At 56.2% G+C, this 12,370-nt stretch carries 9 protein-coding genes and 3 pseudogenes; 8 read left to right on the forward strand and 4 right to left on the reverse strand.

The window, feature by feature from the left end; translation table 11 throughout:
* Nucleotides 1-28: 28 nt before the first annotated feature.
* The 3 genes and pseudogenes from JMI88_RS02945 to JMI88_RS02960 all read left to right on the forward strand — a co-directional run bounded on the left by JMI88_RS02945 (nucleotide 29) and on the right by JMI88_RS02960 (nucleotide 3,427).
* A complete protein-coding gene (locus JMI88_RS02945; RefSeq protein ID WP_201360253.1) occupies nucleotides 29-868 on the forward strand; it encodes a class I SAM-dependent methyltransferase in 840 nt (279 codons plus the stop codon).
* A gap of 845 nt (nucleotides 869-1,713) precedes the next feature.
* Nucleotides 1,714-2,223, forward strand: a pseudogene (locus JMI88_RS02955) (IS6 family transposase); the annotation flags it as partial.
* An 889-nt stretch (nucleotides 2,224-3,112) separates the two neighbouring features.
* Nucleotides 3,113-3,427 carry a hypothetical protein gene (locus tag JMI88_RS02960; protein ID WP_201360254.1) on the forward strand — a complete coding sequence of 105 codons (315 nt, stop codon included), beginning with the start codon at nucleotides 3,113-3,115 and terminating at the stop codon, nucleotides 3,425-3,427.
* Between the two features lie 157 nt (nucleotides 3,428-3,584).
* Here the strand turns inward: JMI88_RS02960 and JMI88_RS02965 are convergent, their stop codons facing one another.
* On the reverse strand, nucleotides 3,585-5,483 hold the full coding sequence (locus JMI88_RS02965; RefSeq protein WP_201360255.1) for a hypothetical protein: 1,899 nt from the start codon (nucleotides 5,481-5,483) through the stop codon (nucleotides 3,585-3,587).
* 103 nt (nucleotides 5,484-5,586) lie between these two features.
* On the opposite strand from JMI88_RS02965, the gene JMI88_RS02970 reads away from it, so the two are divergent.
* Nucleotides 5,587-6,570: an integrase core domain-containing protein gene (locus tag JMI88_RS02970; RefSeq protein WP_201360256.1), complete on the forward strand. Its 984-nt coding sequence runs from the start codon at nucleotides 5,587-5,589 to the stop codon at nucleotides 6,568-6,570.
* A 52-nt stretch (nucleotides 6,571-6,622) separates the two neighbouring features.
* Nucleotides 6,623-6,916: pseudogene (locus JMI88_RS02975) on the forward strand (DDE-type integrase/transposase/recombinase); the annotation flags it as partial.
* 157 nt (nucleotides 6,917-7,073) lie between these two features.
* Here the strand turns inward: JMI88_RS02975 and JMI88_RS02980 are convergent.
* Nucleotides 7,074-7,256, reverse strand: a pseudogene (locus JMI88_RS02980) (transposase); the annotation flags it as partial.
* A gap of 86 nt (nucleotides 7,257-7,342) precedes the next feature.
* Nucleotides 7,343-9,031 carry a recombinase family protein gene (locus JMI88_RS02985; RefSeq protein WP_201360257.1) on the reverse strand — a complete coding sequence of 563 codons (1,689 nt, stop codon included), beginning with the start codon at nucleotides 9,029-9,031 and terminating at the stop codon, nucleotides 7,343-7,345.
* A gap of 348 nt (nucleotides 9,032-9,379) precedes the next feature.
* On the opposite strand from JMI88_RS02985, the gene JMI88_RS02990 reads away from it, so the two are divergent.
* Together JMI88_RS02990 and JMI88_RS02995 are read left to right on the forward strand one after the other, a co-directional pair.
* Nucleotides 9,380-9,661: a hypothetical protein gene (locus tag JMI88_RS02990; protein ID WP_201360258.1), complete on the forward strand. Its 282-nt coding sequence runs from the start codon at nucleotides 9,380-9,382 to the stop codon at nucleotides 9,659-9,661.
* Complete coding sequence (locus JMI88_RS02995) at nucleotides 9,627-10,628, forward strand: recombinase family protein (RefSeq protein ID WP_201360259.1); 1,002 nt, start codon at nucleotides 9,627-9,629, stop codon at nucleotides 10,626-10,628. Before JMI88_RS02990 ends, JMI88_RS02995 begins: the two co-directional genes overlap by 35 nt.
* Before the next feature lie 58 nt (nucleotides 10,629-10,686).
* On the opposite strand, the gene JMI88_RS03000 is transcribed toward JMI88_RS02995, so the two are convergent.
* Nucleotides 10,687-11,505 carry an IS6 family transposase gene (locus JMI88_RS03000; protein ID WP_201360666.1) on the reverse strand — a complete coding sequence of 273 codons (819 nt, stop codon included), beginning with the start codon at nucleotides 11,503-11,505 and terminating at the stop codon, nucleotides 10,687-10,689.
* Between the two features lie 144 nt (nucleotides 11,506-11,649).
* Here JMI88_RS03000 and JMI88_RS03005 point away from each other — a divergent pair, with 144 nt between their 5' ends.
* Nucleotides 11,650-12,249 carry a phosphotransferase enzyme family protein gene (locus tag JMI88_RS03005; RefSeq protein ID WP_201360260.1) on the forward strand — a complete coding sequence of 200 codons (600 nt, stop codon included), beginning with the start codon at nucleotides 11,650-11,652 and terminating at the stop codon, nucleotides 12,247-12,249.
* Nucleotides 12,250-12,370 lie beyond the last annotated feature (121 nt).

Here is a 12,370-nt window from a genome sequence, read left to right on the forward strand (position 1 = left end):
ACTGACAAGATGAGAAAGGGAAAAAAATATGTCAAACGAGGAGAAAGGATACATGCCGCAGAGTGGCTTATGGAGTTCATCTGAGATAGCTGAGCACTGGCAGCAGGATGTCGAACGGAGGAGGCTCGATTTCTCAGAAGCGACACAATGCATGCTAGAAGCTGCGGGACTGGGGCCGGGAGATCACGTCCTTGACATTGCGGCGGGCACTGGGGATCAGAGTCTATTGGCGGCACGACTAGTGGGACTGGGCGGCTCCATTCTGGCAACCGATATTTCTGCGGAAATGCTGGGCATCGCCGCGCGAGTGGTACAGCAGGAGGGTCTGACCACTATCACCACGCGCGTCATGGATGCCGAACAACTTGACCTGCAAGACAATGCCTTCGATGCGGTGATCTGCCGTCTTGGTCTAATGCTCATACCGAATCTGCAGTCAGCGCTCAGAGAAATACGAAGAGTCCTCAAACCGGGCGGGAAACTTGCGGCGCTGATCTGGTCGGTACCTGAAAACAATCCGCTCTTTTCTTTGCCGCTTGCCATTCTGTCAAAATATGCAAGAGGAGCGTCCTCTCATCTCCCTAATCCTCTTGCTCTCTCAGCTTCGACCGTCTTTGAGCGGGAACTCACAAGAGCTGGCTTTTCCGAGGTCACCACCCGTGCTCTTCCATTTCAGTCCCATTACGCTTCGCTCGATGCGTTCCTACAATCGACAGCAAGCAGGTTGACCGCTGATGTGATGGGGCAGCTCAGAAAACCTGAGCAGCAGCAACTGTTGGGGGAGGTGAGAGAGGCATTGAGCCAGTTTGAGGGATCTCATGGCCTTGTGGCTCCGGCAGAATTGTTGCTTGGTGTGGGAAGCAAATAGATGAGGCGAGGCTTCCTCTTCTCGTGCCGCTTAGCCTCAAATTGCGCCTTATCTAGGCTCCGGCGAGGGGAAGATGGAGATAACCAAAGACTACTGGAGGGAAAACCAGGATCTTGACGAAAATGGTAACCATTCAGATCACGCCTCAATCTGCTCCCTCACCTCCTTCCTGGTTGGGAGAAGTGGCAGCCTTTGCTCAAGTGCTCACGTATACGGGCCTGCTGAAAACCATCCAGGATGAGGTGCGCTTTGCGCGCGCACGCTTTGGCCGCTACGATCTGATCGATTTTGGTGCCGTGCTGATTGGCTACATCCTTTCCGGTGAGCCAACGCTGCTGGCCTTTTACGAACGGCTTGCTCCTTTTGCTTCGCCGTTCATGGCCTTGTTTGGTCGAGATCAGTTGCCTCATCGCTCCACCTTGTCCCGATTTCTGGCGACTCTCGACCAGCCCACGGTGGAGGCACTTCGCACGCTCTTTCACAAGGATTTGCTGGCCCGCAAGCCATTCCCTTCTCTCGGCGGTTTGCTTGACCGAACAGGCGGGCAGTGGGTGGTAATCGACGTGGACGGAACCCGACAAACTGCCCGGCAGCGCGCCCTGCCACAAGCAGACACCTTGCCTGCTCCCCATCACCGGTTTGATCAGGTGTGCGCGCCGGGTTACACCGGACGCAAGAGAGGAGAAGTGGTTCGCACCAGAACCGTAATTCTCCAAACGCATACGCATCAGTTTCTCGGCATATTTGGGAATGCTGGCAATGGGGATTACCGTGGTGAACGGCTGTGTTGCAAAGATAAAGCTGATCTGTTAGGATGGTCCCAAAAAAACGAACGAGGACTCTGTATGACCGTGCAGCACTCTTTCAAATGGCGCCATTTCGAAGTCGAGCTCATTCTTCTGTGTGTGCGCTGGTATCTCCGCTCCGCTCTGAGCTACCGAGATCTTGAAGAGATCATGCTGGAACGGGGATTGCATGTGGATCACACCACGATCTATCTCTGGGTGCAGCGCTATGCTTCCGAGCTGGAGAAACGCTGCCGACCGCATCTCAAAACCTGCAACGACTCCTGGAAAGGGGATGAGACATCTATCAAAATCAAGAAAGTCTGGTTCTACCTCTACCGGGCCGTCGACTCTGAGGGGTGCACACTCGAGTTTCTCTTGCGTCCGACGCGCGATGCTGAGGCAGCCACACATTTCTTTCTGAAAGCGCTGCGTTTCACCGCTGATGGAGGTCCTCAAGCTCATCCAGTTGAGGCGCAGATGGCCCAGCTCACAACTGCGGTCAACTCCGCCACATCAATTCCACGAGTGATCAATGTCGATAAGAACGCAGCCTATGTGTATGCAGTTGGTCCCTCGTCTCCCGGGGTGTCCGACGACATCGAACCCCTGGAAATCCAGAGGAAAAAGCGATACGCTCTGCTCAAACGTCATTTACACTGAACACAACCAGGGAGTATCGCCAGTAGCGATAGGTAGGGCCTTTCGACCTTTCCCCCGCTCCAAACCGGACAGGCCAATTTCTCGGCATCCGGCTTTCCGGTTGGGTCCAGATACTCCCAGGTGGAGAGTTGGCGATTGCTAGATCGTCCCAGGACGCACCAGTGGAAAATCCACCGTCATCTGCATTTCCCGGTTCACTCCTTTTTCCTCGTTTCTTTGGACTTACCCTGGCGGACCTTCGCCTTGTCTCCTCCATTACAGAGGAGCATTTGACTACTACGCCGCCTCCGTCCTCTCTCCCGCAAGCTGGCATTTTCGCTTCCTTTCGGTCAAGCGGTATGAGAGTTCCTTGTCTTCCCACCGGAAAGTGTCATAGCGACCCGTAGTTGCCTTCTTTACGCCGGGCGAGCCAGGAAGCAGTCCCAAACGAGATGCAAGCGTTTAGGCCGTCGCCTTACCATTTTGGTCAGGGTGTATCAGCCAGTTTCACCCCTCTAGGATAACGACGCTTCAGACGAAGGTTCCTCTCGTCAACATAGGCCGCAGGGGTAGCCCTTTGTTTTCCCCTGGCTAGGTCAATCGGTACATTGTCAGTGGGCTTCACACCTCTGAAATTGCCACTTTCAAACGCATGCCACTTACCCCCTAACACGACTGCTTACGTGTTGCTCTTCAAGCAACTCTCCGGCAGTAAGCAAGCGCACTGCATCCATCCTATCCCAAACGCCTCTTGTTGTATAGTCTGTTACAACGTCATCCGGAGTGGAAGCAAGCGCAATTGGTCAAGGAGACAGGGATGTCGGAAAGTTGGGTCAAAAACTGGAGACGGCGCCTGCGTCCCTATCTCAATGCCCCTTTCGAGGAGGTCTATGTGATCTTACAAGGTTGCTCCTGTGCCCGCAAAACCCCATCACCTTCCCTCTCTCCTGATGAGATTCTGCAGATTGTGACGCTGCGAGAACAGCTTGCGGAGCAGTTGCATCGGGTAGCCGGTCCACGCACGATTCGGACGGATTTGCGACGGCAGGTGCATGCAGGAGAAGCGACCTACACACCACCGGCCCACGAGTTGCGCAATGAGCCTGTAGAAGAGTTTATCACTCGTAGATGAGATAAAAGCCGAGAGGAGATGACGCTTCCTGGCAGAAAAATGACCGAAAAGAAGTGTGAAAGCGGGGAAACCAGGAAAAAAGGCCACAGGAATTCCACACGGAATGCTTGGCCGTTCCGCCGAGAACGCACAGCATCGTGGTGACAGAGATCGAACGTTACATGCTCTCAAGACCGAGAAACGCAGCAAAGGCCTCGGGAATGCCGAAGAGCGTGATCCTTACCAGTGCCGCAGTTGGGGTCCGTTCATTGCGAGCCCGCCGTTCGTGAAAGGTCAGCCGCATATGCGCCCGTTGGGCGCGAGAAAGCACACCCGACGATGCGTCGCAGGGAGGCACAAGCGCAGGATGAACCGCCACATCCAGGCGTTGATAACGGACCAACTGGATGCAGGCTCGACGCGAGCGCCTGCGACTCCAATCCCGCCACAGCAGCGGCTCTTCGCCGATCGCCCGGGGATGCAACAGGAGACTCACCTGGCGCGGCTTCGCGGTGGCATGTCCCTCCCACTGACACTGCTCTCGCAACGGGCAGGGACGACAATTGCGAATACTGGCTCCATAGACCAGGCGCAGACTCCCATTGGCCTCCGGGCGCCGTTCTTGCAGCACCAGTGACGCTCCCGCAGGACAACGTAAGGTCCCATCGGGCTGGCGCGCAAAGTCCTTGCCTGAGAAACGACCCGCTTTCCAGGACGAGGCGGCGGTGGCGGGAGCATAGCCGGAAGCAGAACCAGGCGCCTGCTCCTGGTGGGCTGGCGCAAACTCCGTGGTGCGGACCGGCTCGGCAAGCAACTGCTGACCCAGTTCCAGACGCAGATTCCAGATCCATTGACTGATGATTTGCCAGGCTTCTTGCCCCCAGGGGGCATGGCTACACCAACGATCAGGGTCCTGCTCGAGATCTTCATCCCACAGGGCTGGCTCAAAGGAACCACGATGCAGATAGAGCGCCATGACATCTGCCGCCGTGAAAGCTGTCGGTGCCAGATTGGTGAAGAAGAGCTCGTAGACCACGCCATCACGGGTGATGCCAATCCGACTTTTCGTGGTGCCTGCCGGGTGGGTGGCCACAATGATCCGGTAGCGCTTCCCGCCGCCGTCCAGGGGCAGATTTGGGCAATCGTAGAGCGTGCGCACCATCCCGCTTTCTGGCAGCGTGAACGGCTGATCGGGGGGCAGGCAAAGGCGTGCCTGGATCTCGGCTTGATCCAGGAGGTGATAGTCTTTGCCACGTGTGACGTAGCGCATCTCTCCCAGATCAGTGAGGACCGCTCTGGTGCCATATTGACCGTCAAGGCGCACGAGCAGGCGTGAAGGAGGCAGATGGATCGCCTGAGCATAGGTCTCGATGGCCGTCAGCGCCCGACGCAACTCGAGACGGTACTGGCCATTGCCCGGGTTGCCAAAGCTGGCCAACCAGTGATGGGTATGGGCTTGCAGGATGGTCGTTCGGCTGCGGACCACTTCCCCCCGCTTGCGTCCCGTGTAGCCTGGTGCACAGAGCTGCTGGAGTCGTCGGACTGGGGCGGGCCGATCCGCCGTCTGCGGCAAGGCTCGTTGGCGAGCCGCCTCTCGGGTGCCATCCACATCAAAGACCAGCAGATGGTCCCCTTGCCGGTCCCACAACCCACCTGGCAGTTCTTCGCTGGTCAGAGGGCGAGCCAGCAGATCAGCGAGGAACTGGGTGCGCAAAGCTTCAACGGGAGCCTGGTCGAGGGAGGCGAGAAAGCGACTCAGGGTCGAACGAGCAGGCAGGCGATCGCGCCCGAAGAGCGCCATGAAGGGGCTGGCCCAGGGAGTCATCTGTTCGTAAAAGGCTTCGAGGGTGCGCTCACCGCTGATGGCGTAGCCAAAGAGCACGGCGACAAAATCAATCACGTCGTAGTGGCCGAAACGCCGACGCGCAAAGCGCACCTGCTCTTCAATGGCGGCAAGCACGCCGTGACGCTGCATGTGATGCACGATCACGGTGAGTTCGCCGAACCAACAGGGCTGCGCTGGAGCCGATTGAGCACAGGACTGGATGTTGATCGAAGAATACGCGATACTGGTCATGAGTCCTCCTTACGGAAAGGCGAGTTGTTTTTTCCATTTCCTTTCGTAGGGAGGCACATTTTTCGGGGTGAGCGCTACTTGGGCTTAGCTCGTTGCGCAACTCGTGGGACCGGCAAGCAGTACGATCTATCGCTATTTATGCCTCTTCAGGTATATTGTTCCCCGGCAGCAGCCCCACCATGAGCCACGGGAGCCAGTGGAGCCGTTGCGGCAGTGGCAGATTGGCTTCAAAGATGTGGGCAGCGCTGACATCGAACCCGAAGGCAAGCAGCAGCACCGCCTGGAAATCTTCAATGTGGTTGATCAAGGCTCGTCGTATTGGCTGCATGCCGAGGTGCGCCATGACTTTACGGCCGAGACGGTCATTGAAGCGTTGGTCCATGCCATGCAACGCTGGGGCGTGCCCCAGCAGATCACCTTGGACCGCGATCCCCGCTTTGTCGGCAGTCCCCAAGGCAGTGATTTTTGTTCGGCCTTGTTGCGCTTTGGGAGTTGTCTGAATATCGACATGTATGTCTGTGATCCGCAGCATCCTGAACAAAACGCGTATGTCGAGCGGTTTCATCGCACACTCAAGCAAGAATGTCTACAGGTCGAACGTCCCAGCACAGCCGGGCAGACCCAGCAAGCTCTCACCACCTTTGAGACCTTCTACAATCACGAGCGCCCGCACCAGGGACGTGCTCTGCTGGATCGGCCTCCAGCAGAGCAATTGCGCGAAACATCCCCTTTACCAGCCTTGCCGACTGCGGTAGACCCCTTGGCCTGGCTGCACCATGAACCACAACAGGTCTTCCGTCGTCGCGTGGATGCCGCTGGACGGATCAAGTTAGACCTGAAGCGGTATTATGTGGGGAAGGCATGGCGCGGACAACTCATCACGGTCCATCTGAATGCAGCGGAAGCGACATTGGTTTTGTTGGGCGAGGGGCAGATCCTCAAAGTACTGCCCGTGCCTGCTTGGTCAAAAAGCGCGCTCCCGTTTGCGGAGTATGTGCAACAGATCCAAGAACAGGCGCGAGCCGAACATCGTCTTCGATCTTTGCAAGAGCGGCGACAGCGGGTTCGCGCGCTTAGCTCATCCTGAAAGGGCAGGGACACAAGGTGCTCGATCTGACCGGGAGACGAGGGACCAACTGCATACAGCCTATCTCAAGGCTGTTGCCAACTTGAAAGCCGCTGGAGTCCTGCCTGAACATGTGGCATTGCGGCAGGTGAAATACCTCAACAATCTGATCGAACAAGACCATCGGTTCATCAAACGGCTGACCAAGCCAGGGATGGGCTTTTTCTCGTTCGAGACGGCCTGGCGAACACTCCAAGGATTCGAGATGATGAACATGCTGCGGAAAGGACAATTCCAAGGCGTGGCCAAAGGGGATGTGGGAGGGCAGGTCGCACTGATCGCCAAGCTCTTTGGAGCGGTGGCCTAAGAACAGTGAAGAGGGTCGCTCACGTTCCATTTTTTTCTTCCTCGTTTTTGCAACACAACCCTCTATCCCTCGCTTGAGAGAAAGAAGGTCTCCGCTTCAACAGGCAATGTTGCAAAGCAAGATTGACGGGGCACTAGAGGGTGTCCGAAAAGGCTCCTCAAGCGGCACGAAGTCGTTGGAGCTTCTCTCGGGCGCCTTCAGATGCTCCGGCAAGCCTTCTGACCATCAATCGGATCATGATCAGATGCACCATACTTTCACTGGTTCTCGTCAAGTATTCATAATCCTTACTCATACGCCGGTAGCGCCCTATCCACGCAAACGTTCTTTCGATAACCCAGTCACACTACCCCCCAATGCCGTTTTCTGTTTCTGACTGGCTGCCATTGTTCTTTCCTTTCGTGTTTCGCTGGTATGATATCCTCATCAAGGTTGTTGGGCACGTGGTGTATCTGTCCAGCGGCGGTGGAAATCGTCTCCAATCGCGCGCTGATGATACGCCCGAAGCCGTTCCTGTTCCGCTTCATCAGCCCACACGATCCAGCGGTGCAAGGGTTCATCGAGTTGGCGCGTCCGGACTACCCCTTGACGAATCCAGTGAGAGAATGTCCCACGTGGGATGTGAAGTCGGTGAGCCAGTTCAGTTGGCCACCATTCATCAGGCAGGAACCCATCATGGGACCGAACACGCGGGCGTGGCGCTTTCACCCCTAGCTGGCGTTGCAACTGCGTGATCGTTTCTGCGCGAAAGCCAGTGGTGGAACGGGGAGAGCGAAAGCCAGCGGCATTCAACGCCTGAGCAATCGCAACGGCTGTCCAGCCAGCCTCTGTCAGCTCCTGGACTTGGTCGCAGATCTGCGGATAGGTACTCAACTCGCTCAGCTTACCAACTGGTCGAAGCACGACACCCTCGGTGTGACCTCCATCCACCCACTCAATGCGTACCTTCACGCGCTCACTGTTGCCCTGCACATCCACCATGACTCGCTCAACCACCTGGCGAATGATCTCTTTGCGATCGGCTCCTGTAGTAGTTGGGGCCGACCAGAGCGCGGGAATATCCGTCGCCAGGTGACGAATCGCCTCCCGCTCAGTATCCGAAAGCACACGCGGCTTGTGTTGGACAAACCGATGATATTCCTCCTCCAGCTGTTGCTGAATCGCCAATTTCTCTTCCCATGCATGTTCCAGTGTTCGGGCCACAAGCCGATGCTCAGGTTCGACCGCATGATACTGACGAGCTGCCCGCTCGGCTTCGTAGACCGCCCGTTCTCGCCGCTGTTGCCAGAGCCGATCCAACTCAGCACGCTCCTGCTCCACCCGTTCAGTGGCCGTGAGCGATAACTCTAAGGCGGCTGGCTCCAGGGCGGCAAGCACCTGCTGGCACACGAAAGCATCGAGGCATGGACCCGCAAGATGTTGACATTTGGGTTCCCCGTAGTGCGTCCAACGCTCGATACATTCATAGGTGTGAAGATGGTCTCCGCCATTGTCGTAATGGACATTCAAGCGACAGCCACACCGGGCACACACGACCAACCCGGCTAAGAGGGCAGACCCATTCCGCGCTCCTCCCATGGCATCAGCGCGGGCGCGGTTTGCTTGCAGTCTCGCCTGGTTGCGTTCATATTGTTCGAGAGGAATGTAGGCTGGGCAGCGGTGAGACAGAAGAACCAGCCACTCGTCCGTAGGCATCACTACGCGACCAGTGCGTGGTCGCTCCAGCTGTTTGCGACGCGGATCTTCCTGCCGTCGTCCGTACACGTAGGAACCTGCATAGAGGGGATGTTTGAGCATCATCTGTACCGTTGCTCGATTCGGACGGCGCCAGACCAGTTCTCCTTTCCCAGGCCCCTCACGGACACGAATGCCCATCTGGATCTGGTGAGAAGCCAGATAGCGCACAAGCCCGCCGAGTGTGCCCAGCTCTTCAAATGTGCGGAAAATGAGCCGGACGACCTGCTGTACCTGTTCATCTGGGTCAAACTGAATTTCGCCAGACGGGCCCCAGACATAACCGACAGGGAGAGCAAACTGCAGTTCACCGCGCCGAGCCTTGTTCAAACGGCCCTGGTACATGCGTTGTTTCAACACATGAAGTTCTGCTTCTGACATGGTTCCTTTTAACCCCAGAACACATCGCACCATATGTTGCATTTCAGGGAGCTGGTGCCACGATTCTGGCAGAGGAAAGTTCTGCCTGCGGGCAAAGGGGGCGCATCTGCCGTATCTTCTGGCGCCAAGAGGCCCCCTGGGTCGTCCTCCACTGTCAGAATGGTCTTTTCCTCGCCTTGCCCTGGCACTGGACGGACCTTCCCATTCCTTCTGTGCTCCCCCACGAACCCACGATGCAACCATACCCAGTGCTGCTGACCCCGCAAGTCTTGGTCGAGTTGATTCGATTTGTGCGGTATCATGCAGGAAAACCTCAATCTCCTCGGAAAGGAGAGAAAGGAGGCCACAATGATTCGCGTGCTCGCTCAGATTGTTTCTCGCCAGATTCGCACGCCCATAGAGAGGATTCGTGATGAACCTGATCCGCCACCTCCGCGTTGCCCGAATGCCGAGCAGGCCTCTTCACCAGATGCGGAGAGAGCAGCGACAAACCAGAGGAAATGTTGGCAGGGATCATCTGCCCAGGCACTCGTCGTTTTGTTTGCCCAGTTAGCACAGCGCCACGTCCAGGCTGCACGAGTGCAGGAGGAAATCCATGAGTACAGTGCACATCACCACGACCCATCATGAACGGATGGCGTACGTCTACGTGCGTCAATCCACCCTGTGGCAAGTCCATGAACATCAAGAGAGCACCGAGCGGCAGTACCGGTTGCAAGAACGCGCCCGTGAACTGGGCTGGTCACCTACGGCGATTGCCGTCATCGATGAGGACCAGGGACACTCGGGCAGCAGCGCCACCACGCGTCCCGGTTTTCAGCGTCTCGTTGCAGAAGTGAGTCTGGGTCAGGTGGGGATGGTGTTGATGCTCGAAGCCTCTCGCTTGGCTCGCAACTCCAGCGATTGGTCTCAGTTGATTGAGTTGTGTGGCCTGAGCCATACCTTACTGGCCGATGAGAGCACGATCTACGACCCCCGCGATCCCAATGACCGCCTCTTGCTTGGCGTGAAGGGCACCCTTTCGGAAGCGGAACTTTTTACCCTGCGGACCCGTCTGTACGAGGGACGTTGGAACAAGGCCCGGAAAGGGTTCTTGCAGTTCCCCTTACCAGTCGGCTATGTCCGGGCACCCGATGGCGCTTGGGACCTGGATCCCGATCAGCAAGTCCGCAAACGGTTGGCCTATCTGTTTGAGGCATTCCGCCGCCTGGGCGTGGCGCGGCAGGTGGTGCGTGAACTGAAGCAGTACGGCCTCGATCTCCCCACACGAGTGGTCGGCAAGGACGCGTATGGGACACTGGTCTGGAAGAAGCCAACGTTGAGTGTGGTCGTACGCATCCTGGAGAATCCGGCTTATGCAGGGGCATATGTGTACGGCCGATGGGAGTATCGGAGCGAACAGCGCTCGCCCAAGACCGGCAAAGCGCGGGCTCACCTGCGCCCACAAGATCAGTGGCCGGTGCTGATCCAGGCGCATCATCCGGCCTATGTCAGTTGGAGGGAGTACATGCAGACACAGGAACAATTGCGTCAGAACTGGCAGCGAGACGGCAGTCGGGGTGTGGCCCGCCAAGGGGCTGGGATGTGTCAGAACTGAGAATAGAGGAAACAAACAAAATGCGTTGGCCGCTTCTCGCCCCAACCTTTTTTGTCTGTTAGGCCACCTGCACCAGGGCCTGCAGAGCCACCAATCGCTGGCGAAACATCTCGCGTCGCTGTTGCAGGGAAACAGGTTGTTTTATGGTCGTACGAATCCGGAAAAACTGACGCACTTCATCAAAGGCCCGACAGAAGCGCGATGCCGATGGAAAGCTTCCAAACCCACGCATGGGGTAGTAGCGCTGTTTAATGCCACGGTGGTCTTGCTCTCGTCGATTGTTGAGATAATGGTTCCATCGATGGAGAACGTCCTTGCCAAGGACCTCGCGGATCGCACGTGGGTACGAACGGTGCCCATTCGTGATCACTCGCTCTGGAGCATGACCGACCGTCTGGAGGGCTTGCTGGAAAAAACGCTTGGCGGCGTCCATATCTCGCTTCTGGCTGAGCATTGAGTCAACCAAATTGCCGTCCTGATCAATGGCACGATACAAGTAGCACCACTTTCCCTGAACCTTTACATAGGTCTCGTCAACGTGCCAGGAGATTCCAGGCCGGCCTCGTCGTTTGACACGCAAGTGGTCCGCAAGCAGTGGCGCACATCGAGCTTCCCAATCCCTGACCGTCTCGTGCGTGAAAGACCACCCACGCTCCAAAAACATCTCCGCTACATCGCGAAGGCTACGTTTGTAGCGCAATCGCCAGATAACGACAAGAAGAACGATATCCGTAGGATATTCGAGAAAATTGAAAGGAGTGCCGGTGCGTTCATTAAAAAGGTGTTTGCAGGCTGTGCAGCGAAATGTCTTGTACCCGAGGATGGTTTTCTTGCGCTGTTCTTTTGCGGAGGAAGATGTACAATGGGGACAATTCATGGGGCGCTCCTCATCAGGTGTTTGTTTCTCAAAAGTATACGCCATGAGTAGCTTCCATGCCACATCATATTCTGAGTTCTGACAGAACCTACAGATGGTCTGTTGATCACGCCGATCTCGGTTCCTGAAGGAAGGCGATACGTCGTGCTTTTTACTGCAGCTCCAGGCCGTGTTCCTGAGCCCTTTCCGCTGGGAAATGCAGCGCAAAGCATTCATTTTGGGCGAAGTCTAGCCATGTTTCATACAGCTGCTGATACCTTTGGCAGTGTCCATGAGCGACCTCCTCTTGATCTGAAGTATCTTCTTGATCGGTCTCTTGCGCTGCTTCAGCCTTTTCTCAATCATCGCCTTGAAGACTGGAAGTATCTTCTCTCTCTTGTCACAGAGATCCGCATGCGATTCGCTGATCCTATCAGCAGTCACCTTGATTGGGGACCAATTCATGGAGATGCCTTTAGTGCGAATGCTACGCTTGCCGGTGATCGCGTCACTTGGTTTGATTTCGATCTGTGTGGACCAGGCTGGAGAGTGTTTGATCTGGCAGGTGCCTATGGCAGTGCGATGGGTCAGGAAAGGACAGATGAGGAAAGACAACAGGTGTGGCTCTCTTTTCTTGAGGGCTATCGTGAAAAGCGACAAGTGACAGATGAGACCTTAGCGATCATCCCAACGATGCATATTCTGTTAATGGTGTATTTCATGGCCATAAATTTAGAAAAAGGGCCTCTGTACGGGTTTCAATAGTTTGGCAGTGATGACTATTTTGATGCCCATTTCAAGGAATTACGCTCGTTCTCCTTTGAGAGAGAAAGTCAAAAAAATTGAAGGCACTGCACCTGATATTCTTACAAGCACTCCTCTGGGC

This window comes from Dictyobacter formicarum, assembly GCF_016587435.1.